Raw genomic sequence first — 21844 nt, 5'->3', positions numbered from 1 at the left:
CCGGCGCGGCCGGGCCGGCGGGCATGGCGCCCCGCGCAGCGGGTAGCCCGCCGGCATGACCGTCACCGGGGTGCAGTTGCAGGAGTTCCTGGCCGGGCTCGACTACCCGGTCTCCCGCGCGGACCTGGTCCGCTGGGGTCAGGAGAACGGCGCCAGCACGGAGATGTTGCAGATGCTCAGGGCGTTGCCGGCGGAGGAGTTCGACACCCCCGCCGAGCTGGGCGAGGCGCTCAACACCCTGGTCTGAGCCGGGTCACCGCACGGTCACGCTGATCGTGTGCCAGCCGGTCGCGCCGTCCGGGAACGGCGTCCGGCGCTGTTCCGGCTGGACCGCGCCCGTGCCGTCGGTGGCGCGTACCCGCAGGCTGTGCGGGCCGGGTGGCGCCGACCAGGCGTACCGCCACTGGACCCAGGTGTCGGTGGAGGCGGTGGGCAGCAGCTCGGCCGGGCGCCAGGGGCCGCCGTCCACCGAGACCTCGACGGCGCGGATGCCCCGGTGCTGCGCCCAGGCCACCCCCGCCACGGTGACCGGGCCCGCGGCCGGCCGGGCGAACGGCGCGGGCCGGTCGATCCGGGACGCCGTCCGCACCGGCGCCTGCCGGGCCCAGCCCCACCGCACCCAGTACGCGTCGAACGCGTCGAACGTGGTCACCTCCAGCTCGGTGACCCACTTGCAGGCGCCCGCGTAGCCGTACAGCCCGGGAGTGAGCATCCGCACCGGGAAGCCGTGTTCGAAGGCGAGCGGCTCCCCGTTCATGCCGACCGCGAGCATGGCGTCCCGTCCGTCCAGCAGGGTGGCGATCGGTGTGCCGATGGTCATCCCCTCACTGGACCGGGCCACCAGCTGGTCCGCCCCGGCCCGGATCCCGGCCGCGCGCAGCAGCGGGGCGAGCGGCGTGCCGAGCCAGCGGGCGGTGCCCACGTACGGGCCGCCGACCTCGTTGGACACGCAGCTCAGCGTGATGTCGCGCTCGATCAGGCCCCGGTCGACCAGGTCGGCGAAGCGCAGCTCGACCGGGCGCGCCACCAGGCCGTGCAGCCGCAGCCGCCAGGAGTCCACGTCCAGCCGGGGCACGGTGAGCGCGGTGTCTACCCGGTAGAACTCCGCCGTCGGGGTGCGGAACCCGGGGGCCACCCCGGCGGGCACCGGCCGGGCCGGCGAGGCCGGAGCGGGCAACCGGACGGCGGCCCGGGACCGGGCGGCGTCGGCCACGTTCGCCCGGCGGAGCACCCCGGCGCCCGCGCCCGCCAGCGCCGTCCCGAGCGCCACCAGCGTCGCGTTGCGCAGGAGCACCCGCCGCGTCGGCCCGGACGGTTCCGCCGTCCGGGCCGGACGGGCCCGGGGAAGGCCCGGTAGCGGGAGCCGACGCAGCAGGCCGGCGGCGACGACCGCGCCGGCCAGGGCCGGGAGGGCGTCGGTCGGGCGGGCGTCCGGACGGGTGAGCACCGCGCCGACGCCCACCGCGCCGAGCACCGCCGGACCGAGCAGCCGCCAGGCCGGCCGCCGCCGGGCGAGGACCCCGGCGACGGCGGCCAGCACGGCCAGCGCCAGGGCGATCCCGCCCAGCAGCAACGGCTTGTCGTACGTGCCGAAGGTGCGCACCGCCCACTCCTTGACCGGGGTCGGCGCACCGTCCACGACGGTGGCGCCGACCGCGACCAGGGGTGCCGCCGGCGGTCGGGTGGCCGTGGCGAGCAGTTCCGCGGCCGCCACCCCGGCGGCGGCCGCGAGCAGCCCCGTCCCGGCGGCCGCCAGGGTGCGGCGGATCATCGGTTCCTCCCCTCACCGGCCGGGCTCGGTCAGGACTTCGGCACCAGCACGGAGTCGACGATGTAGACGGTCGCGTTGGCGGTCTGCACGTTGCCGCAGACGACCATCGACGCACCGTTGACCGTGAACTCGCTGCCGCTGCCGGCGACCATGACGTCCGCGCCCTGGAGGGACTTGTGCGAGCCGGCGAGCTGGTCCGGACCGAGCCGGCCCGGCACCACGTGGTAGGTCAGCACGTCGGTCAGGAGCTTCTTGTCGGCGAGGACCTTGTCCAGGTCGGCCTTGGGCAGCTTGCCGAACGCCTCGTTGGTGGGCGCGAAGACGGTGACGCCCTGGGCGCTGTTGAGCGAGTCGACCAGGCCGGCCTTCTTGACGGCGGTGACCAGGGTGCTGAGCAGCGGATTGCCGGAGGCCGCGGTGGCCACCGGAACCTTCGCCATGGCCGCGAAGCTGCCCGGGTCGGCCGCGTCGGTCGGTACCGCCGCGCAGCCCGGGCCGAACTGGCCGTCGGCCATGGCGGCGGCGCTGCTGGCCGGCGCGGAGCTGGTCATCGGGGCGCTGCTGGCCGGGGCGGCGCTGCCACCCTCGTCGCCGTCCCCGCCGCAGGCGGTGAGGCCGAGGCCGAGCGTGGCGGCGATGGCGACGGCGGTGAGCTTCATGGGGCGCATCGGTTGAATCCCTTCATGTCGTGAACTGTCTGGAGGGATTCGGCGCTCACCGCCGTCCGGATGGGTCGGTGGGAGAAGAAATCAGCTCAGGGCGACGGTCACCAGAGGCGCGGTGCTCGGCGCCACCGAGCCGCCGGCCGGCTCCTCGGTCACGCCGAAGAAGCCCTTGCCGCGTACCCCGTCGAGCAGCATCGTGGCGCCACCCCGGCCGGCCGGCAGCACCCCGGCCGAGGTGGACGTCCTCCCCCCGATCAGCCAGAGCTGGTAGGCCCGTCCCGCCGCCGGCGGGGCCAGCCCGTCCAGCACCGCGACGCCCTCGTCCCGGCTGGCGGAGGCCACCACGGTGACCCGCCCGCCGGCCGGCGCGGCGCCGGTCCGCACCACCGCGTCCGGTGCGGCGAGCACCGCCCGGATCCGGGCCGCCTCATGCCGCGCCGCGTCGGTCTCGCTGCGCGCGTCACGTACCCGCTGCTCCTGAACGGTCCAGGTGGCTGCGCCCGCGCCGCCGGCCAGCGCCACGGCGGCGGCCGCGGCGGCCCACCGGCGCCGCCACCGCCGGGTCGCCACCGACCCGTCCCGGCCCGCGCGTCCCGGCCGCTCCTGCGGGGTACGGCGGATCTCCGCCAGCACCGCGTCGCGCAGCGCGGGTGGGGGCACCGACCAGGTCGGGTCGGCGAGCCGGGCCGCCGCCTCGCGCAGTTCGGCCACCTCCAACGCGCAGGTCTCACAGCCGTCCAGGTGCCGCACGAACGCGGCCCGCTCGACGTCGTCGACGGCGTCGAGCACGTACGCGCCGGCCAGCGCGTGGATGTCGGTCATCGGGCCAGCTCCACTCCCAGGCAGTCGCGGAGACGGATCAGCCCGTCCCGCATCCGGGTCTTCACGGTCGGCAGGGCGGTGTCCAACAGGCCGGCCACCTCCCGGTAGCTGTGTCCGCCGTAGTAGGCCAGGGTGATCGCCTCCCGCTGCACCGCGGTCAGCGCGTCCAGGCAGTGGCGCACCTGCTGCCGCTCCCACCGTGCCGCCGCCTCCTCGGCCACCTCGTCGTACGGCGTCTCGCCGGCACCGGCGGCGACCTTGCGGGCCCGCTCGGCGCCGGCCTGCTCGGCGCGGACGCGGTCCACGGCGCGGCGATGCGCGATGGTGAAGATCCAGGCGGTGGCCGAGCCCCGGGCCGGGTCGAAGCGCGCGGCGGTCCGCCACACCTCGACCAGCACCTCCTGCGCGACCTCCTCGGCCTGCGCCGGGTCGCGGAGCACCCGGCGGGCGAGCCCGTGCACCCGGGGCGCGACGATCGCGTAGAGCCGCTCGAACGCCGCCTCGTCACCCCGGGCCACCGCCCGGAGCAGCGCGTCGGCCTCCGTCCGGTGGTCCGCGGCCGGCTCGCCGGGCACCGCGCGCAGCCGCGACCGGCCCTCCCCCGGTGGGTCACCGGCGATCTCGCCGTGGGTCATCCGGTCCCGCCTTCCGTCCGACGCGTCTGCCAGCACGGTAGGCATTCGGAGCCGCCGCCGCCCCGGACGGATGCGCGTTTCCGGCCCGCCCGGGCTCCACGGCGTGCAGCAGCCGGAACAGGACCAGCCACTGCTCGGGCCAGACCAGCCCGACCGGGGTGTCCGGCGCGAGCCGGGCGGCCCGCAGCGCGCCGTCGACCCGGCGGCGCGGGTAGCCGGCACGCAGCGAGGCGGCCAGCGAGCCGCCGACCCCGCCGAAGCCCAACTCCACCATCCGCCGGTACGCGGGCAGCGCGGCCCGGGGCAGCAGCGGCTCCGGCCGGCGGTCCAGGCGGAGGAGCCCACCGTCGGCGGCGGGCACCGGCCGGAACGCGCCCCGGGGCACCCGGCCGGCCAGCCGCCAGTGGTGCTCGGGCCAGGTGAGCACGGTGAGGCGGCTCCACCGGCCGTGGTCGCCGGTGCGCTTGCGGGCGTAGTCGAGCTGGGTGAGCAGGGTGGCCGACCGCAGGCCGGGCGCGGCGAGGCACCAGCGGACCACGGCGGCGGTCAGCGACCAGGGGATGTTGCCGACCACCGCGAACGGCTCGCCGGGCGGGACGGCGGCCAGGAAGTCGGCCGCCCGGACCTCGACGTGCGGCAGGCCCGCGCAGGCCGCGGTCAGCTCCGGCAGCACGGCCGGGTCCACCTCGTACGCGACCAGCCGGCCGCACCGGTCGGCGAGCGGGCGGGTCAGCTGCCCGCGCCCGGCGCCCACCTCCAGCAGCAGGTCGTCCGGGCCGGGGCGGGCCGCCCGGAGCACCCGCGCCACGGCGGCCGGGTCGGCGAGGAAGTTCTGGGAAAGTACGCGACGGGACCGGTCGCGTGCGGTGGTACGGAATCGGCGGGGCGCCACTGGATCGTCCTGTCTGTCGCCGGACGGCGACGGGAACGGACAGGCGGCGCGAAGGCGGGCCTGTCCGAGCGGATCGGGACTCGGACGACCCTGGAAGTTCGGCGGGGACGCGACGGCCACGCCCCGGATCGGGGCGGGCGGCGGCGCACGTGGGCAGCCGGCGACGGCCGGCCCGGTCAGGGGCCGGCGGTGCGGACGGTCAGGTCAGGCGCGGTGGGCGTCCCGGCCGGCCAGGGCCGGGCGCCGGACCCGCGGGCGGGCGACCAGGAGGAGCCCCCGCGCGGCCGGCGCGACGGCCACGTCGATCAGGGCATGCGTGAACATGCCGGCCAGGTTAGCGGCGGCCCGGCCGGCCCGCGACGGAATTCCTCAGAGGTCGACGGTGCGCCGCTGGCTGCGGGCGGTCTCGGCGGCGTCCAGCACCGCCACCACCTCACGCCCGAACCGGACGTCGCAGCGGTGGTCGCGGGTGCCCGCGTCGACCTCCTCCAGCAGCTGGTCGATGGCCGTGCCGAACGCCTGGAGCACGCTGCCGTCGCCGGGCGGGACGGTCTCGGTGCCGTTCTCGCCGAAGAAGACGAAGTCCCGGGTGACCGCCTCGGCGGGCGCGTCGAGGGTGAGGGAGAGCGTGCTGGTGGCGCCGCCGTCGTGGGTGAGCAGCAGGTGCACCAGGCCGCTCGGGCCGTCCATCGCGGCGACCCGGTTGACCCGGCCGAGCACGGGCAGGATCAGCGACAGCGCGTGCGGGCCGATGTCCCAGAGCGCGCCCCGGTCGCGCCGCCACTGCGAGTTCCCGTACGGGTTTCCCGGCTGGAAGATCGAGGCGAACATGGTGGCCCGGGCGTGCTGCCAGCCGCCGGCCGCCGCCGTGGAGGCGAGGAAGCCGGTGACGTTCGGGTGGAACCGCTGGGTGAAGAAGACCACCGAGGCCACGCCGGACGCCTGCGCGGCGGCGACCACCCGGTCGGCGTCGGCGAGGCTCAGCGCCAGCGGCTTGTCCAGCAGCAGGTGCCGCCCGGCGTTGGCGGCCCGGACGGCGATCTCGGCCTGCACGTCCGGCGGCAGCGCCACGGCGATCGCGTCGCAGGCGTCGAGGAGCGCGTCCACGTCTTCGAAGACCGGCACGCCGTGCCGGGTGGCCAGCGTGGCGGCCTTCGCCGGGTCACGCCCCCAGACCCCGGCCAGCTCGGCCCGCGGGTGCGCGTCGATGGCCGCGGCGTGCGTCTCCGCCGCCCAGTGACCCGTGCCGAACAAGCCGAACCGCACCAGGACCCCCTGCTGTCGTCCTCCGCCACGGCGTACGCCGGTGGCCGTGATCCACGCTAGTCGCCCGGCCCGGCCGGCGCGCCGCGACCCCGCGGGAGAGCCGGTCGACGGTGGCTACTACGACGATTAGTAGGCTGTGCCGGTGAACTCGACTGCGCCGGGACGGCGTCGATGACCACCGCCGCGGCGGCCGGCTCGCCGGTGGACGGGATCCTCGCGACGGCCTCGATCGTGCTGTCGCTCCTCATCGCCGTCTGGGCGCTGGTGGCGGCCGTACGCCACCGCGCGCCGGACCGGCTCCAGTTCGTCGGCCTGGCCGTGCTGGAGGTGGCCCTGCTGGGGCTCGCCGTGGTGGCGCTGGTCGCGCTCGGCGGCGGCGAGCGGCCGGGCGAGCCGGGGGCGTTCTTCGGCTACCTCGTGACGCTGGTCTGCCTGCCGCCGCTGGCCTGGGTGCTGGCCCGGATGGAGCCGACCCGGTGGGGCTCGGCCATCGTCTGCGCCGTCTGCCTGGTGACCCCGGTGGTGGTGGTCCGGTTGCAGCAGACCTGGGAGGTCGTCGGTGGCTGAGCAGCGGGCGACGAACCGGGGGCCGGGCCGGCTGCTGATCGCGGTCTACATCCTTTTCGCCATCGCCGCGACGTCGCGGGCCGGGCTCCAGATCGCCACGAAGTTCGACGAGGCCCCGGTGGCGTACCTGCTCTCCGCGCTCGCCGCGCTGATCTACATCGTGGCGGCGGTCGGGCTGGCCCGGGCCGGGCACGCCGGCCGCCGGGTCGCGCTGGCCTGCTGCTCGGTGGAGCTGGTCGGGGTGGTCGGTGTCGGCATCCTCAGCCTGGCCGACAAGGAGCTGTTCCCGGACGAGACGGTCTGGTCGGGCTTCGGCAGCGGCTACGGCTACATCCCGCTGGTGCTGCCGGTGCTCGGCCTGCTCTGGCTCTGGCGCACCCGGCACGACCCCGCCTGAGGGGGCCGCGCCGGGCGCGGGGCGGCCGGCTCAGTCCTTCGGGCCGCCGGCGACGTAGATGACCTGGCCGGAGACGAAGGACGCACCCTCGCTGGCCAGGAACGAGATGGTGTGCGCGACGTCCTCGGGGCGGCCGGTGCGGCGCACCGGGATCTCCGCGGCGGCGTGCTGCTGGAGCGCGGCGAAGTCGACCTTCATCCGGGCCGCGGTCGCGGCCGTCATGTCGGTGACGATGAAGCCGGGCGCGACCGCGTTGACGGTCACCCCGAACGGGCCCAGCTCGATGGCGAGGGTCTTGGTGAAGCCCTGCAGGCCGGCCTTGGCGGCCGAGTAGTTCGCCTGGCCCCGGTTGCCCAGCGCCGAGGTGCTGGAGAGGTTGACGATCCGGCCCCACTTCCGCTCGACCATGTGCTTCTGGGTGGCCTGACTGAACAGGAACGCGCCGCGCAGGTGCACGCCCATGACGGTGTCCCAGTCGACCTCGGTCATCTTGAACAGCAGGTTGTCGCGGAGCACACCCGCGTTGTTGACCAGCACGGTCGGCGCGCCCAGCTCGGCGGCGACCCGCTCCACGGCGGCCTCCACCTGGGCCCGGTCGGACACGTCGGCGCCGACGCCGAGCGCCCGCCCCCCGGCCGCGGCGATGGCGTCCACGGTCTCCTTGGTCGCCGACTCCTCGATGTCGACCACCGCGACGGCCATGCCGTCGGCGGCCAGCCGTCGGGCGGTGGCCGCGCCGATGCCGCGCGCGGCTCCGGTCACGATGGCGACGCGGGGCTCCTCCGACATGATTACCTCCCGGTAACTTGGGCTCGATCGAAGGAGCTTAACGGACCCGCCGTCAGAGGCCGCTGCCCCGGCGGATGCGGATCCACCGGTATCCGTAGCCGGCGAGCTTCAGCCGGTCCAGCTTGCCGACCTCCTCGTAGTTGCGGTCGGTGAACACGTCGATCGGCAGGTCGGCCTCGGGGGCGAGGACGCTCAGGTCGACCTCGGCGTCCTCGGTGCCGAGGTTGTGCAGGAAGACCATCGTCCCGGTCGGCCCGTCGGCCCGGTGCGCGAGCACCCCGGGCGGCATCGGCACGTCGATGTGGCTGGTGCTCCCCGAGCCGATCTCCGGGGCCTCCCGGAGGGTGCGGATCATCCGCTCGAACCAGCCCAGCAGCGACCTCGGGTCCTTGCGCTGGGCGGTCACGTTGACCTTCTGGTAGCCGTACTCGCCCTTGTCGAGCACCGGGCGGACCAGCTTCTCCGGGTCGGCCGTGGAGAAGCCGCCGTTCTCCTTGTACGACCACTGCATCGGGGTGCGGATCGCCTCCCGGCCGGGCAGCGACAGGTCCTCGCCCATCCCGATCTCCTCGCCGTAGCGCAGCACCGGCGTGCCGCGCAGCGAGAACTGGAGCGCGTACGCCAGCTCGATCCGGCGGCGGTCGTTGCCGAGCATCGGGGCCAGCCGGCGGCGGATGCCCCGGCCGTAGAGGCGCATGTCCTCGTCCGGGCCGAACTGCGCGTACACCTGGTTGCGTTGTTCGGCGGTGAGCCGGGACAGGTCGATCTCGTCGTGGTTGCGCAGGAAGGTGGCCCACTGCCCGCCCTCGGGCAGCGCCGGGGTGTCGCGCAGCGCCTCGATCACCGGCTCCGGGTCCTGCCGGGCCAGGGCCAGCATGAGCCGCCCGTTCATCATGAAGTCGAAGAGCATGTGGATCCGGTTGGCGGAGCCGCCGCTGTCGCCGAAGTAGACCGGCAGCTGGTCGGGTTCGACGTTCGCCTCGGCCAGCAGGACGGCGTCGCCCCGCCGCCACTGCACGTGCTGGCGCAGCTCCGTGAGGAAGTCCATGTCCTTGGGCGAGTTGGGGTTGCCGGCCTCGGTCAGCTCGATGATGAACGGCACCGCGTCCATCCGGAAACCGGAGACGCCGAGCTGGAGCCAGAACGACATGACCTTCTTGATCTCGGCACGGACCTCGGGGTTGGCGACGTTGAGGTCCGGCTGGAACTTGTAGAAGCGGTGGTAGTACCACGCCTTCGCGGTGCGGTCGTAGCTCCACGTCTCGTTCTGCTCGCCGGGGAAGACCATGCCCTGGTGCCGGTCCGGCGGCGCCTCGGCGCTCCACACGTACCAGTTGCGGTACGGCGAGTCGGGCGAGGAGCGGGCGGACTGGAACCAGGGGTGCTCGTCCGAGGTGTGGTTGACCACCAGGTCGATGATCACGCGGATGCCCCGGTTCCGCGCCTGGTGCAACAGCTCGGCGAAGTCGCCGAGGGTGCCCAGCCGGGGACTGACGTTGTAGAAGTCGGTGGCGTCGTAGCCGTCGTCCCGGTTCGGCGAGGGATGGATCGGGTGCAGCCAGAGGCAGGTCACCCCGAGCCGGGCGAGGTAGTCCAGCCGGCCGATGAGGCCGCGGAAGTCACCCACCCCGTCGCCGTCGGAGTCGGCGAACGTGTCCACGTCGAGGCAGTAGACGACCGCCTCCTGGTACCACCTGTCACCCATGCCCCGTCTACTTCTCCGGTCCGCGACTGCGGCAAACCCACGGCTCGCCGCCGGGCCGGTACGGTGCCCGCATGAACGCCGACACGCACGCCCTCGACTGGTCCGCGGGCACCTGGCTCAACCCGCCGGAGCGCACCGGGTCCGCCGGTGACGCGCTGCTCGTCGAGCCGCGCGGGGGCAGCGACTTCTGGCGGCGGACCAGTTACGGCTTCGTGCACGACGACGGCTCGGCGCTGCTCGCCCCGTTCCCCGTGGACAGTGCCGTGGAGGTGAGCTTCCGGCTCGACTACGCCGCCCAGTTCGACCAGGCCGGCGTGCTGGTCCGGGTGGACGAGCGGCGCTGGACCAAGGCCGGTGTGGAGGTGAGCGACGGGCAGCCGCAGGTCGGCGCCGTGGTCACCGACGAGCGGTCGGACTGGTCGGTGGCCCCGGTGCCGGAGTGGTCGGGGCGGGACGTGACGGTCCGGGTCAGCCGGGCCGGGGACGCGCTGACCGTCCGCGCGCGGGTGGCCGCCGAGCCGTGGCGCCTGGTCCGGGTGGCACCGCTGGACCCGGAGGCCGAGGCGGCGGCCGGGCCGTACTGCTGCTCGCCCAGCCGGGGCGGCCTGGTGGTCCGCTTCACCGGCTGGCGGCGGGGGCCGGCGGACGCCGCGCTGCACCCGGAGGGCTGAGCCGGCGGCCCAACCGGCAGGTGTGACCGGGCCTGATCCGGGTACCAGTTCCGGATCCCCGGCACCGCGCGGAAGGACGCCCATGGCACTCGCCCAAGACGTCGACCCGAACCAGTTCACCGGGCTGACCGGCTGGGTGGCGACCGTGATCGACTCGTTCGGCGCGGTCGGGGTGGCCCTGCTGGTCGCCCTGGAGAGCATCGTCCCGCCGATCCCGAGCGAGGTCGTGCTGGCCATGGCGGGTTACCTCGCCGCCGAGGGCCGGTTCAACGTGGTGCTGATCGTGCTGGCGGCGACGGCCGGCTCCCTGCTCGGCGCGCTGGTCCTCTACTGGCTCGGCGCCGCGCTCGGCGAGGAACGGCTGAAGCGCTGGCTGGACCACATCCCCCTGGTGGACCGGGAGGACCTGGAGAAGGCCGACCGCTGGTTCGAGCGGCACGGCCGGTGGGCGGTGCTGTTCGGCCGGGTGGTGCCCGTGGTGCGCAGCCTGGTCTCCGTGCCGGCCGGCGCCAACCGCATGCCGCTGGGCGAGTTCATCGTGCTCACCACGCTGGGCAGCGGGGTGTGGAACGCGCTGATCGTCGGGGCCGGCTTCGCCCTCGGCTCGCGGTGGCAGGAGGTCGACCGCTACAGCCACTGGTTCAACTACGCGATCTTCGCGGTCTTCGCGGTGACCGTCGCGGCCTGGGTGGTCAAGAAGGTACGCCGGCGGCGCGCCCGGCAGTCGGTGACCGCCGGGCGCTGACCGCGGCGCGGGATCAGAATCCCGCGGTGATGCTGGTGAACTCCCAGGTGTTCTGGGCGATGCCGGAGCAGTTGGAGACCACCCCGCCGCCCGGGCAGGGCCGGTCCCGGTTGACCGACCAGAAGGTGAACCGGGCGAGCCCGCGGGCCTTGGCCCAGTCCCGGATCTGCGTCCAGGTGGCCGGCGTGGTCAGCTCCTGCTGGTCGGAGAGGCCGTTCATGCCGGAGACGCCCATGTGGGCGTAGGCGGTGGCGTCGGACCAGCCGAAGGCCGTCTTCAGGGCGTTCTTCAGGCCCTCGGCGGCGTTGACCGTGCTCTGGTACATGTTCGCGCCGCCGCCGAAGTCGAACGGCATGATGGTGAAGACGTCGATGTTGGCGCCCTTCGCGGCGGCCTGGTTGATCAGCCGGGTGCCGTAGTACGACGGCCCGGTGGTCGAGGTGCCGAAGGTGACGATCGTCTTGATGCCCGGGTTGTTCTGCTTGACGATCTTCAGGGCGTCCAGGATCCGGTCCTGCACCACCTCGTTCTCGAACTCGTCGCTGTTCTCGATGTCGATGTCGATGGCCTTGAGGCCGTAGGCGTTGATGACCTGCTGGTAGGCGCCGGCCAGCGCGCTCGCCGAGGAGCAGTTCGGGCCGAGCTTGTTGCCGCTCCAGCCGCCGAAGGACGGGATGATGTCCCCGCCGGCCGCCTTGATCGCGGCGATGGTGCTGGCGTGCGTGCCGCCGGTGAGCGGGCCGCTGCCGTCCCAGGCCGGGGTGCAGCCGCCGCCGGAGAGCACGAACGCGATGGTGAACCACTTGATCCCGGTCGCGCCCATCACCGTCGACGGCGCGGGCGGGTCGCCCCAGCCCGGGTAGAGGTAGGGCGCCGCGGCCATCGCGCCGCCGCCTCCGCCGGTGCAGCCGGTGGTGGTGGCCGACACGGCCGCCGACTTCGCCGACTCACCGCTGGCGTTGTACGCGGCCACCGTGTAGCTGTGCCCGGTGCAGGCGCCCAGCCCGGAGACCGTGGTCGAGGTGCCGGTGACGGTGGCCTTCACGGTGCCGCCCTCGTAGACGCGGTAGCCGGTGACCGTGCCGGAGACGGCGTTCCAGGCCAGCGAGACCGAGGTGTTGGTGGTGCCGGTGACCCGGAGGCCGCCCGGGGTGGCCGGTGCGCCCGGGTTGCCGCCGCCCCCGCCGCTGCACGAGCCGCCGTTGACCGTGCAGTTGGTCGGGTTGCCGGTGCCGTTCACGTTGAAGCCGAACGTGGTGCTGGCGCCCGGGGCGAGGGTGCCGTTCCAGGACTGGTTCACCGCGGTCACGTGCTGGCCGGAGGTGGTCAGCCGGGCGTCCCAGAACGAGCCGAGGGTGCTGCCGGCGGGCAGGTCGAACTGGACGTTCCACGAGGAGATGCTGGCCGAGGTGTTGTTGGTGACGGTGAACTTGCCCTCGTACCCGGTGTCCCAGGTGGTGGTGCGGACGAAGGCGGCGGTGGCGGCGGAGGCGGGCGGTGCGGCCAGCACGGTGCCCGCGACCAGTGCGGTGGCGAGCGCGACGGCGAATGTCGCCAGGCGGGTGGAGCGGAGTCTCACGGCGTCCTCCAGGGGACCGTTGTGGTGGAGGGTGGGCATTTACGACCGTCGACGTGCGCTCATTATTAAGACTGTTAACTGTTTCTGTCCAGAGGCAGACCCGGGGGCCCCCGCGGGGACCCCCGGACCGGCCGCTCAGCGCCGGAAGGTGAACCAGTTGACGTTGACGAAGTCGGCCGGCTGGCCGCTGCTGAAGGTCAGGTAGACGGTGTGCCGGCCGGTGACCGCGGCGACGTTGCCCGGCACCGAGCGCCAGCTCTGCCAGCCGCCGGTGTTGGCGACCGCGAAGCTGCCGATCGGCGCGCTGGTCGGGCTGTCCACCCGCACCTGGACGAGTCCGCTCACCCCGCCCGGCGCGCCGGAGGCGACCCGGGCCACGAAGTCCTTCGGCGGCGTGGCGCCGAACTCCACGTTGTCGTAGCGGGCCCAGTCGCCGTTGGCCAGCCAGCCGATGTCCTGGCCGCCCTCGGCGCACGTCTCCACCTGCACTCCGCTCTGCCCGCTGAACGCCTCGGCCTGGATGGTCGAGTACGCGTCCACCACCCCGCCGGGCGGCGGCGTGGTCGGGGTCGGCGACGGCGTGCCGCCGCCACCGCGCGTGTAGGCGGCCACGTAGTCGACCACCATGGGCCGGCCGGAGACGGTGGACGCCGTGGGCGTGGCGGAGCCGGCCACCCCGTCCGGGAAGCCGCCGCCCATGGCCACGTTCAGCAGCATGAAGTAGCCGCTGTGGTTGGTCATCTGACCCCAGTACGGCTCGCCGACCTGGCTCTGGCTCACCGTGTGGAAGAGCTGGCCGTCGACGTACCAGCGCAGCTGCTGGGGGCTGATCGAGGCGTCCCACTCGAAGCGGTAGGTGTGGAACGCCGACTGGCAGGTGCTGCCCGGGCAGGCGCGGGAGGCACCGAGGCCGTTGAACTCGTTGCACGGCCCGCCCGGGGCGACGCCGCAGTGCAGCACGCCCCAGACCGAGTTGATGCCGTTGACGTTCTCCATCACGTCGAACTCGCCGACACCCGGCCAGTTCTGGTAGTTGCCCCGGTACGGGGCGCCGAGCGCCCAGAAGGCCGGCCAGTAGCCGGCGGCCTGCGCGCCGGTCACGTTCGGCATCTGGATCCGGCCCTCCAGGGCCAGGACTCCCCCGGCCGGTGGCTTGAAGTTGGCGCGGACGGTCTCGATCCGGGCCGAGGTCCACCGTCCGGAGGCGTCCTTGAGCGGGGTGATCCGCAGGTTGCCGGCGCCGTCGTGGGCCAGGTTGGCGGTGCTGTTGGTGTAGGTCTGGATCTCACCGGTGCCCCAGTTGGCCGGGCCGCCCGGGTAGCTGGTGCCGGTGTCGATGATCCAGTTGGCGGACGAGGGCAGGGTGCCGGCCGCGCCGGTGAAGTCGTCGCTCCACACGAGGTTCCAGCCGGCGGGCGGCGGCGGCACGGCGGCGTGCGCGGTCATCGTGACCGTCGCGAGGGCGGTGGTGGTGGCGAGCACGGCGGCCGCCAGGGAGAGCCGCCGGCGGGACCGGCGCACGGCGGAGGGGGCGGCCGTGGCCGCCGGGACAGGGTTCATCGGGGTGCCTCTCTGCGGGGACGGGCATGAGAGAGCGCTCTCTTGGAGCGATTTCTACGCGCCCGCCCCCACACTTGTCAACGTGCGTCGATGCCTTCCGGCTAGGGCCGGCGCAGCACCGCCTGCTCCAGCGCCGTCCACGCCGTCGTGGTGACCAGGTAGAGCACCGCCGCGAGCGGCACCACCAGCGCCACCAGCACCGTGGTGAACGGCAGCAGCGGCACGAGCCGGCCCAGCACCGCCGCACCCGGGCCCTCGGTGGGCGCGCCGGCGATCGTGCCGGTGGCCGCCGCCGCCCGGCGCGCCCGCCGGGAGGACCACCAGGCCAGCAGCAGGAGCACCGCCAACAGCACCCCGAAGACCGCCACCACCGGGCCGGTGAGCCCGTCGCCGAGATGCCACCCCAGGGGTACGCCGGCCAGCTTCTCGTCCAGCAGTCGGGGGTGGCCGTCGCCGGTGGCGAAGAGGCGGTACATGACCAGGAAGAACGGCGCCTGCAACAACGCCGGCAGGCAGCCCGCGACCGGGCTCGCCCCGGCCCGCCGGTAGAGCGCGAACAACTCGCTCTGCAGGCGGCCGGGGTCGTCGGCGTACCGCCGCTGGATCTCTCGGACCTCGGGGGCGAGCGCCGCGCGGCGCCGCTCCCCCCGGACCTGCGCCAGGGTGAGCGGCGAGACCAGCAGCCGGACCCCGATGGTGAACAGGACGATCGCGGCGGCCGTGGCGGCCCCGCCGGCCAGCGGGGCGAGCGTGCCGGCGAGCCAGGTGACGACGGTGCCGGCGGCGGACGCCGCGGCGTGCAGTGGTGCGAAGGCGAGCATGGGTGACCCCTCGGTCCGATTCCGGATGCCCCGGCGGAACGGCGGTCCCGCGGGACGGATGACGACGGAACCGGCCGCGCGGCGAGGATGCGCCGGAGAAGGACCCGGCGAGGTGGCTACGCGGCCGAGGGGCGCAGCCCGGGCGCGCGGGGACGCGGCCGCCCCGGTGCGTCCGGGTCGACCTGGCGGGGCACCCGGCGGTGCCGGGCCCGGGCCCGCAGGGCGACAGCGAGCCGGCCGGCGGGAGGCGTGGGCAGCGCCCGGACCCGCAGCGCGAGCAAGGCGGCGAGCAGCAGCGCGGCGGCCACCGCCGCGCCGGCCAGCAGACCGGCCGGGCGGTCCGCGAGCAGCGTGAGCGCGTACGCCCACGTCCCGGTCACCAGCATCCCGACCACACGCCGACTCTAGAACCCGCTGTCACGTCCCGGGACGCGATCGCCACCGCCGGCCGTTCCACCACCCGCTCGGCGCCGGTCGTCACGGTGCGCGACGCGACGCGCCGAGGGCGGGCGCAACCGCCGGCGGCCGCGGGCGGCTCGTCGCCGCGGGCGGAATCCGCGTTCCCGCCGGGCTCCGCGACCCACGAACGGGGGACGTGAACCGGCGCGTAGCCGGCGACACGCCGTCCGGCGCGTTTCCCCCCGTCGACACGGTGGGTAACAGGGCATCGACCCCGCGGCACGGTGCCGCGGCCGGTGCGGAGTGGACGGTGGTCGCGATGAGCGGGTCAGTGGCGGAGCGGGAACGGAGCGCCGCACCAGGCGGCACGGACCTGCTGACAGTCGGCGTGGAGGAGGAGTTCCTGCTCGTCGACCCGCACACCGGGACCGCGGTGCCCGCCGTCGACCTGGTCATGGAGCAGGTGCCGGCCGAGCTGCGGGGCCAGGTGGAGCGGGAGTTCCAGACCAGCCAGATCGAGATCGGCAGCCCGCCCGGGCTGGAGCTCTCCTCGATCCGGCACTCGCTGGGCATGCTCCGCGCCGAGCTGGCGGCCGCCGCCGAGCGGGCCGGCGTCCTGCTCCTGGCCATCGGCACCGGGCCGGTGGACGGGCCGGTGCCGCCGGTGGTGGACAAGCCCCGCTTCGACCGGATGATCGAGCGGTTCCGGCTGCTGGTGCCGGGCCCGGGCAACAACGGCATGCACGTGCACATCGGCATCCCGGACGCGGAGACCGGCGTGCAGGTGCTCAACCACGTCCGACCCTGGCTGCCGATCCTGCACGCGGTCACCGCCAACTCCCCCTTCGCCAAGGGCGAGGACACCGGCTACGCGAGCTGGCGCTCCGTCGAGTGGGAGCGCTGGCCGTCGGTGGCGCCCACCCCCTGGCTGGAGTCGCACGAGCACTACGACCGGCTGATCCGGCAGCTCATCGCCAGCGGCGTCATGCTCGACGAGGGAATGCTCTACTGGTACGCGCGGCTGTCCGCCAAGTACCCGACCGTGGAGATCCGGATCGGTGACGTCTGCCCGTCGGTGGACGACGCCGTGCTGGTCGCCGCCCTGGTCCGGGCCCTGGTGGCCACCGCCATGACCGAGATCGCCGAGGGGCGGCCGGCCATCAACACCGACCACCACCTGCTGGTCGCCGCGCACTGGCGGGCGGCCCACGACGGGCTGGAGGGCGACGGCGTCGACCTGACCGACGGCGAGCTGCGCCCGGCCTGGGAACTGCTGGACGGGCTGGTCGAGCGGGTCCGCCCGGAACTGGAGCGGCACGGCGACCTCGACCGGGTGACCGACCTGCTGGGCGCGCTGCGCCGGCACGGCAGCGGCGCGGCGCGGCAACGGGCGGTGTTCGCGCGTACCGGCAAGCTGGTCGACGTGGTCGCGGACGTGGCCCGGCAGACCCGGGGCTGAGCGCCCCCGCAGGCCCGGCGCGCGTGACAGGATGGGCGTCGTGGTGGAGCGGATGGTCGTCGTCGGCGGGGACGCCGCCGGGATGTCGGCGGCGTCCCAGGCCCGGCGCCTCCGCGACCGGGACGACCTGGAGATCGTCGCCTTCGAGCGCGGTCATTTCACCTCCTACTCGGCCTGCGGAATCCCCTACTGGGTCAGCGGGCTGGTGCCCGAGCGGGACCAGCTTGTCGCCCGCGACCCGGCCACCTTCCGGGACAAGTTCGACATCGACGTCCGGCTGCGGCACGAGGTCACCGCCATCGACCTCGACCGCCGCGAGGTGGTCGCGCGGGACCTGGAGAGGGGCGGCGAGGCCCGCACCGGCTTCGACACCCTCGTCTACGCCACCGGCGCGACCCCGATCCAGCCCGAGTGGGCGCGGGGCGGGGTCGCCGGGGTGTTCGGCATGCAGACCCTCGACGACGGCACCGCCCTGCTGGACTGGCTGGAACGCGAGCCCCGCCCCCGCCGCGCCGTGGTGGTCGGCGGCGGCTACATCGGGGTCGAGATGGCCGAGGCGCTGCTGCACCACGGGCTCCCGGTCGACCTCGTCGAACAGGCCGACCAGCCGATGTCCACGGTGGACCCGGACATGGGCGAACTGGTGGCCGAGGCGATGCGCGGCACCGGCATCGGCATCCGCGCCGGCCTGACCGTCACAGGCCTCGACGAACGGGACGGGCGGATCGCCGCGGTGGTCACCGACGAGGGGCCCATCCCGGCCGACGTCGTGGTGCTCGGCCTGGGCGTACGCCCGAACGTCGCGCTCGCCACGGCCGCCGGCCTGCCGCTCGGCCCGTCCGGGGCGATCCGCGTCGACCGGCGGATGCGGGTGCCCGGGGCGGACGGCGTCTGGGCGGCCGGCGACTGCGTGGAGAGCCTGCACCGGGTCAGCGGCATGCCGATGCACATCCCGCTCGGCACCCACGCCAACAAGCAGGGCCGGGTCGCCGGGATCAACATCGGCGGCGGCTACGCGACCTTCCCCGGCGTGATCGGCACGGCGGTGACCAAGGTCTGCGACCTGGAGGTCGGGCGGACCGGCCTGCGCGAGCGGGACGCCACGGCGGCCGGCTTCGAGTTCGTCACCGTGCTCGCCGAGTCGACCAACCGGGCCGGCTACTACCCGGGCGCCCGGCCCATGACGGTCAAGCTGATCGCCGAGCGGCCCAGCGGCCGGCTGCTGGGCGCCCAGATCGTCGGCTGGTCCGAGGCGGCCAAGCGGATCGACGCGCTGGCCGTGGCGCTGTGGAACAACATGACGGTGGACGAGATGACCGCGCTCGACCTGGGCTACGCGCCGCCGTACGCCCCGGTCTGGGACCCGGTGCTGATCGCGGCCCGCAAGGCCGTCGACGCCCTCTCCCACGGCGGCCGCTAGTCCCCTGTCGGGTTTCGGGTGCGGTTGTTGTCGCCGGGGCGACAACAAACGCACCCACAGCGCGTTGGGATCGACCGGTGCGGGTGCCGGGGGACGACGCGTCGGGGCTGGAGTGGATGCTGTTCGCCCAGTCGGGGTTGCTCACCTGGGGCCAGGCGGCAACGGAGCTGACCCCGGCGAAGGTGCGGCATCTGCTGGCCAGCGGCCGCTGGCAGCGGGTGTGTCGGGGGGTCCTCCGCGCCGCCCCGGACGGCCCGTTCACCCTGGACCAGCAGTGGTGGGTGGCGGTGCTGGCGGCGGGCGAGGGGGCGCTGCTCGCCGGGCTGGCAGCCGCCCGGGCCGGCGGCCTGCGGGGCACCTGGCGGTATGAGTCGGTGGACGTGCTGGTCCCGCACCAGCGGCGGGCGGCCGACCTGCTGCGACGGCTCCCGCTGGGCCTGCCGGCGGTACGGGTGCGCCGGGTCCGCCATCTCGCCGCGGCCGATCACCAGCGGGGCCGACCCGGACCGGACGAGCATGGCGCGATCCCTGGTGGACGCGGCACAGTGGGCGCGTACCGATAAGGAGGCGCAGGGAATCCTCGCGGCCGGCTGTCAGCAGCGCCGGACGACCCCGGCGGAGATCGACGCCGTGCTGGACCGGATGCCCCGCGCGCGACGGCGGCGCCTGATCCGGGAGACGCTGCGCGATGTGGCGGGTGGTGCCGAGGCGCTGTCCGAGATCGACTTGGTCCGGCTCTGCCGCCGTCATGGCCTGCCGGTACCAAACGGGCAGGCGCGCCGGCGGGACGCCGACGGCCGGCAGCGTTACCTGGATGCCTACTGGCCGCGCTGGCGGTTGCACGTCGAGGTGGACGGCGCGCACCACATGGACGTCCGGCACTGGGCGGCGGACCTGCGTCGACAGAACCGCGTCTGGATCGAGGGCGACCGGATCCTCCGCTTCACCGCGTTCGACGTCCGCCACCGCCCGGACGAGGTGGTGGCGCAACTCCGCGCCGCCCTGACCGCGGCCGGGTGGCGCCCCTGAGCCGTTGTGGGTGCGTCTGTTGTCGTTCCAGCGGCACCAGGCGCACCCGAAGTTCTTTGTCGATGGGCCGGTTTACCTTGTGGGGGCTTTGCCGGGTCCGGCACTTCCCCCTCGGAGGCTCTTCATGTCGCAGGAGACGACTTACCTCGAACTGTCCGAAGTGGACGGAGGAGCGCACAAGTTCTACGAGGTCGTGGTCGACGACATCACGATGACCGTGCGCTACGGCCGGATCGGCGACCAGGGTCAGGTGAAGACCAGCGCCTTCCCGGACAACGCCCGCGCCCGGGCCGCCGCCGCCAAGAAGATCGGCGAGAAGATCCGCAAGGGCTACGCGCCGGCGGTGCCCGGCGTACGCCCGAAGCGGACGGTCTCCCGCCGGCAGATCGTGAGCACCCGCTCGACCGCCCGCACCGCCCCGGTCCTCTGGCGCTACGCCTCGGGCGCGCCCGCGTTCGGCATCTTCATCGACGGGCAGACCTGCCTGGTGGGCAACGAGCACGGGGTGATCACCACGCTCGACCACGACGCGCGGGTGCTCCACCAGGTCCGGCTTCCCGACGGGGTGAAGTGCATCGTCGCCGACGACGCCTGGATCTACGCGGGCTGCGACGACGGCAACGTCTACGACCTCTCCGGCAAGGTGCCCCGGGTGGCGTACGCGATCGCCCCCGACATCGACATCTACTGGCTGGACATCCACGACGGGGTGCTGGGCGTCTCCGACCGCGAGGGCGGCATCGCCGCGGTGGACCACGAGGACGAGTTCCTCTGGCGCCGGCCGGGCCGCGGCCGCTCCGCCTGGATGGTGCGCTGCGACACCGACGCCCTCTACCACGGCCACTCGCAGGGGGTCACCGGCTACGACTGGCGGACCGGGCGCGAGCTGTGGCACACCCGCACCGGGGCGGTGCTCTTCGGCTGGCAGGAGCGTGACGCCGTGTTCGCCGGCACCGGCACCCGCGAGGTGGTGCGGCTGCGCAAGGACGGGCGGGCCGAGCGGACCTACCGGTGCGACTCGGCGGTCTTCTCCTGCGCCACGGCCGAGGGCGGCCGCTACGTCTTCGCCGGCGACAGCGCCTCCTCGATCTACTGCTTCGACGAGGCCGGCAACCGGCTGTGGAAGCTCGGCACCGGCTGCGGCTCGGCCTACTCGATGCAGTACCACGACGAGCGGCTCTACGTGGTGACGACCGGCGGCTACCTGGCCTGCGTCGACGCCAGCGAGCCGGCGATCCGGGCGGCCGAGGCGGGCAGCGTGCCCGAGGTGGTCGACGTGAAGGCCCCGGCCCGGCTGCCCGAGCCGGCCGCCTGGACCAGCGTGGAGGTGACCACCGACGACCGGTCGGGCGTGATGGTGCAGTGCGTCGAGCAGGGCGGCCGGATGCGCATCCACGTGCTCTCCGACGGCTACCGGCGCGACTGGTCGGTGCAGTTCCCCAAGGGCATCCGGGAGCCGGGGGCGCGCTACCTGGTGACCGAGGTCCGGGAGGCCGGGCGGGGCGGCTTCTACCGGGCGTACGGCGACATCCGCCGACTGCGCTGAAAAGCTCCGGTCCGGGGGCGGTGCGGGACCGCCCCCGGACCGGTCACCGGCAGGTCCAGCGCACCGGCCGGACCTGGTCGTCGGACTCCAGCTTCCCGCCGAGCACCCGGCCGTCGTCGCTGAAACTGGTCACCCCGCCCTGCCGCTCGCCGCGCCAGCCGTCCGGCACGGGCAGCTTCACCGACCTCGTATCGGTGATCACGCCGGGGACGTCATCGGCGACCCAACCGGCCAGCCAGCCCCGACCGTTGCCGGTCCCGGCCCAGAGAACGCCCTCCAGCACCTCCGCCCGCCCGGTCCGCAGGTCGATCCGCACCGGGTACCTGGTTATGCCGTTGCGGGGAACCACCTTGGTGTCGCGTTCGGCGGTGCCGGTCACCCAGCCACCGGCCAACGACAGGGGCAGGAACCGGTCGGCCTTCCCGCCGGGCACCCGCGGCAACGGCAACACCTCCGGCCGGGCGGCGCCCGGACGCCACACCACCGCGCGGGTGGGCTTGTCCGGGTGCCCGTCGGACATGGCGGCCAGGATGGTGCCGTCCTCGTCGATGTCGACGGCCGTGCCCTCCCATTTCGGGCCGGGCAGTGGCAGGTCGACCGGCCGGTTCTGGTACGAGTCCCAGACCACCGGCAGTCGCTTGGTCCCCGGCTCCCAGGGGGCTCCCAGACTGCGGTAGCCGACGATCCGGCCGGCGTCGTTGACGGCCATCGCACCCGCGGGCATCTCTCCGGGCAGGCCGATGACCTCGCCGTTGCGCACCACCCACGCCCGCAAACCGCTGCCGGCCCCTAACGACGAACCCACAGCCAGGCCTGCCCGGTTGACATCCGTCAACTCCTGCCCCGAGCCCGGCATCTCCACCTCCCGGACCCGGTCCCCCTCCCAGATCAGCAGGCCGAAATCCACGCGACCCTGCCCCTGCGGGGCCCGGCGACCCACCAGCCACCGGCCGTCCGGGTCACCGCCGGTGACCGCGCCCCGTGGGTCGCCCGGGACGGGCAGCAGCTCGGCCCTGCACACGCCCTGCCACGGGCCGGTCGGCCGCGGTTCCGGCAACGGCGTCGACGGGCTGGGGCTCCCGGCCGGCGCAGGCGCCGCCCGCCCG

The 21844-nt window shown here is 74.4% G+C and carries 21 protein-coding genes and 2 pseudogenes; 10 read left to right on the top strand and 13 right to left on the bottom strand.

All coding sequences use genetic code 11. The features are described from left to right. Positions 1-55 precede the first annotated feature (55 nt). The gene (locus F8274_RS17590) at positions 56-247 is read left to right on the top strand and encodes a DUF2795 domain-containing protein (RefSeq protein ID WP_151463483.1); all 192 of its coding nucleotides are present in this window, start codon (positions 56-58) and stop codon (positions 245-247) included. Between the two features lie 6 nt (positions 248-253). Here the strand turns inward: F8274_RS17590 and F8274_RS17585 are convergent, their stop codons facing one another. The 6 genes and pseudogenes from F8274_RS17585 to F8274_RS17560 all read right to left on the bottom strand — a co-directional run bounded on the left by F8274_RS17585 (position 254) and on the right by F8274_RS17560 (position 6054). Beyond that, complete coding sequence (locus F8274_RS17585; protein WP_151463482.1) at positions 254-1771, bottom strand: molybdopterin-dependent oxidoreductase; 1518 nt, start codon at positions 1769-1771, stop codon at positions 254-256. A 29-nt stretch (positions 1772-1800) separates the two neighbouring features. Continuing rightward, entirely contained in the window at positions 1801-2439 is a 639-nt protein-coding gene (locus F8274_RS17580) for a fasciclin domain-containing protein (RefSeq protein WP_151463481.1), read from the bottom strand. A gap of 81 nt (positions 2440-2520) precedes the next feature. After that, on the bottom strand, positions 2521-3258 hold the full coding sequence (locus tag F8274_RS17575) for an anti-sigma factor domain-containing protein (protein ID WP_151463480.1): 738 nt from the start codon (positions 3256-3258) through the stop codon (positions 2521-2523). After that, positions 3255-3893: an ECF RNA polymerase sigma factor SigK gene (gene sigK, locus F8274_RS17570; protein ID WP_151463479.1), complete on the bottom strand. Its 639-nt coding sequence runs from the start codon at positions 3891-3893 to the stop codon at positions 3255-3257. The genes F8274_RS17575 and sigK overlap by 4 nt, the downstream gene beginning before the upstream one ends. Positions 3894-3993: 100 nt before the next feature. Continuing rightward, positions 3994-4785: pseudogene (gene erm, locus F8274_RS17565) on the bottom strand (ErmE/ErmH/ErmO/ErmR family 23S rRNA (adenine(2058)-N(6))-methyltransferase); the annotation flags it as partial. A 369-nt stretch (positions 4786-5154) separates the two neighbouring features. Beyond that, positions 5155-6054, bottom strand: a complete 900-nt coding sequence (locus F8274_RS17560; protein WP_192579875.1) for a Gfo/Idh/MocA family protein — start codon at positions 6052-6054, stop codon at positions 5155-5157. 168 nt (positions 6055-6222) lie between these two features. On the opposite strand from F8274_RS17560, the gene F8274_RS17555 reads away from it, so the two are divergent. Beyond that, positions 6223-6618, top strand: a complete 396-nt coding sequence (locus F8274_RS17555; RefSeq protein WP_151463476.1) for a hypothetical protein — start codon at positions 6223-6225, stop codon at positions 6616-6618. Beyond that, a pseudogene (locus tag F8274_RS17550) lies at positions 6611-7073 on the top strand (hypothetical protein). The gene F8274_RS17555 and the pseudogene F8274_RS17550 overlap by 8 nt, the downstream one beginning before the upstream one ends. Here the strand turns inward: F8274_RS17550 and fabG are convergent. Both fabG and F8274_RS17540 read right to left on the bottom strand, forming a co-directional pair. After that, positions 7046-7804, bottom strand: coding sequence for a 3-oxoacyl-ACP reductase FabG (gene fabG / locus F8274_RS17545; RefSeq protein ID WP_151463474.1), 759 nt, complete (start codon positions 7802-7804; stop codon positions 7046-7048). The pseudogene F8274_RS17550 and the gene fabG overlap by 28 nt on opposite strands. A gap of 52 nt (positions 7805-7856) precedes the next feature. Then, the gene (locus tag F8274_RS17540) at positions 7857-9509 is read right to left on the bottom strand and encodes an alpha-amylase family protein (RefSeq protein ID WP_151463473.1); all 1653 of its coding nucleotides are present in this window, start codon (positions 9507-9509) and stop codon (positions 7857-7859) included. Positions 9510-9580: 71 nt separating this feature from the next. On the opposite strand from F8274_RS17540, the gene F8274_RS17535 reads away from it, so the two are divergent. Continuing rightward, positions 9581-10180 (top strand): DUF1349 domain-containing protein, encoded by a 600-nt coding sequence (locus tag F8274_RS17535; RefSeq protein WP_151463472.1) that lies wholly within the window; start codon positions 9581-9583, stop codon positions 10178-10180. 82 nt (positions 10181-10262) lie between these two features. Further along, entirely contained in the window at positions 10263-10925 is a 663-nt protein-coding gene (locus F8274_RS17530) for a DedA family protein (protein WP_151463471.1), read from the top strand. A gap of 13 nt (positions 10926-10938) precedes the next feature. Here the strand turns inward: F8274_RS17530 and F8274_RS17525 are convergent, their stop codons facing one another. The 4 genes from F8274_RS17525 to F8274_RS17510 form a co-directional block, all read right to left on the bottom strand. Then, complete coding sequence (locus F8274_RS17525; protein WP_151463470.1) at positions 10939-12504, bottom strand: cellulose binding domain-containing protein; 1566 nt, start codon at positions 12502-12504, stop codon at positions 10939-10941. A gap of 135 nt (positions 12505-12639) precedes the next feature. Beyond that, complete coding sequence (locus F8274_RS17520) at positions 12640-14064, bottom strand: carbohydrate-binding protein (RefSeq protein ID WP_151463469.1); 1425 nt, start codon at positions 14062-14064, stop codon at positions 12640-12642. 101 nt (positions 14065-14165) lie between these two features. Next, the gene (locus F8274_RS17515) at positions 14166-14885 is read right to left on the bottom strand and encodes a membrane protein insertase YidC (protein WP_151463468.1); all 720 of its coding nucleotides are present in this window, start codon (positions 14883-14885) and stop codon (positions 14166-14168) included. A 116-nt stretch (positions 14886-15001) separates the two neighbouring features. Further along, positions 15002-15271 carry a DUF6412 domain-containing protein gene (locus F8274_RS17510; RefSeq protein ID WP_151463489.1) on the bottom strand — a complete coding sequence of 90 codons (270 nt, stop codon included), beginning with the start codon at positions 15269-15271 and terminating at the stop codon, positions 15002-15004. Positions 15272-15594: 323 nt separating this feature from the next. Here F8274_RS17510 and F8274_RS17505 point away from each other — a divergent pair, with 323 nt between their 5' ends. From F8274_RS17505 to F8274_RS17490, 5 genes are all read left to right on the top strand, one after another. Further along, positions 15595-16743, top strand: coding sequence for a glutamate--cysteine ligase (locus F8274_RS17505; RefSeq protein WP_151463467.1), 1149 nt, complete (start codon positions 15595-15597; stop codon positions 16741-16743). 40 nt (positions 16744-16783) lie between these two features. Continuing rightward, entirely contained in the window at positions 16784-18163 is a 1380-nt protein-coding gene (locus tag F8274_RS17500) for an FAD-dependent oxidoreductase (protein ID WP_151463466.1), read from the top strand. A gap of 77 nt (positions 18164-18240) precedes the next feature. After that, positions 18241-18726, top strand: coding sequence for a hypothetical protein (locus F8274_RS32470; RefSeq protein WP_305070074.1), 486 nt, complete (start codon positions 18241-18243; stop codon positions 18724-18726). Continuing rightward, positions 18680-19192: an endonuclease domain-containing protein gene (locus tag F8274_RS32000; protein ID WP_225853847.1), complete on the top strand. Its 513-nt coding sequence runs from the start codon at positions 18680-18682 to the stop codon at positions 19190-19192. Before F8274_RS32470 ends, F8274_RS32000 begins: the two co-directional genes overlap by 47 nt. Before the next feature lie 124 nt (positions 19193-19316). Continuing rightward, positions 19317-20738 (top strand): WGR domain-containing protein, encoded by a 1422-nt coding sequence (locus F8274_RS17490; RefSeq protein WP_151463465.1) that lies wholly within the window; start codon positions 19317-19319, stop codon positions 20736-20738. 43 nt (positions 20739-20781) lie between these two features. Here the strand turns inward: F8274_RS17490 and F8274_RS17485 are convergent. Continuing rightward, a partial coding sequence (locus F8274_RS17485; protein WP_225853846.1) for a hypothetical protein occupies positions 20782-21844 on the bottom strand: 1063 nt, incomplete at its 5' end.

The organism is Micromonospora sp. AMSO31t (assembly GCF_008868175.1).
In the GTDB taxonomy this organism is placed as follows: domain Bacteria; phylum Actinomycetota; class Actinomycetes; order Mycobacteriales; family Micromonosporaceae; genus Micromonospora.
The sequence above is the reverse complement of the archived record's forward strand: the minus strand, read 5'-3'. Positions and strand labels throughout refer to the sequence as shown.

Excerpts from the sequence above, each read along its gene's own strand:
- F8274_RS17590 (WP_151463483.1), top strand. The coding sequence starts at position 56 with ATGACCGTCACCGGGGTGCAGTTGCAGGAGTTCCTGGCCGGGCTCGAC.
- F8274_RS17585 (WP_151463482.1), bottom strand. The coding sequence starts at position 1,771 with ATGATCCGCCGCACCCTGGCGGCCGCCGGGACGGGGCTGCTCGCGGCC.
- F8274_RS17580 (WP_151463481.1), bottom strand. The coding sequence starts at position 2,439 with ATGCGCCCCATGAAGCTCACCGCCGTCGCCATCGCCGCCACGCTCGGC.
- F8274_RS17575 (WP_151463480.1), bottom strand. The coding sequence starts at position 3,258 with ATGACCGACATCCACGCGCTGGCCGGCGCGTACGTGCTCGACGCCGTC.
- sigK (WP_151463479.1), bottom strand. The coding sequence starts at position 3,893 with ATGACCCACGGCGAGATCGCCGGTGACCCACCGGGGGAGGGCCGGTCG.
- F8274_RS17555 (WP_151463476.1), top strand. The coding sequence starts at position 6,223 with ATGACCACCGCCGCGGCGGCCGGCTCGCCGGTGGACGGGATCCTCGCG.
- fabG (WP_151463474.1), bottom strand. The coding sequence starts at position 7,804 with ATGTCGGAGGAGCCCCGCGTCGCCATCGTGACCGGAGCCGCGCGCGGC.
- F8274_RS17540 (WP_151463473.1), bottom strand. The coding sequence starts at position 9,509 with ATGGGTGACAGGTGGTACCAGGAGGCGGTCGTCTACTGCCTCGACGTG.
- F8274_RS17535 (WP_151463472.1), top strand. The coding sequence starts at position 9,581 with ATGAACGCCGACACGCACGCCCTCGACTGGTCCGCGGGCACCTGGCTC.
- F8274_RS17530 (WP_151463471.1), top strand. The coding sequence starts at position 10,263 with ATGGCACTCGCCCAAGACGTCGACCCGAACCAGTTCACCGGGCTGACC.
- F8274_RS17520 (WP_151463469.1), bottom strand. The coding sequence starts at position 14,064 with ATGAACCCTGTCCCGGCGGCCACGGCCGCCCCCTCCGCCGTGCGCCGG.
- F8274_RS17515 (WP_151463468.1), bottom strand. The coding sequence starts at position 14,885 with ATGCTCGCCTTCGCACCACTGCACGCCGCGGCGTCCGCCGCCGGCACC.
- F8274_RS17510 (WP_151463489.1), bottom strand. The coding sequence starts at position 15,271 with ATGCTGGTGACCGGGACGTGGGCGTACGCGCTCACGCTGCTCGCGGAC.
- F8274_RS32000 (WP_225853847.1), top strand. The coding sequence starts at position 18,680 with ATGGCGCGATCCCTGGTGGACGCGGCACAGTGGGCGCGTACCGATAAG.
- F8274_RS17490 (WP_151463465.1), top strand. The coding sequence starts at position 19,317 with ATGTCGCAGGAGACGACTTACCTCGAACTGTCCGAAGTGGACGGAGGA.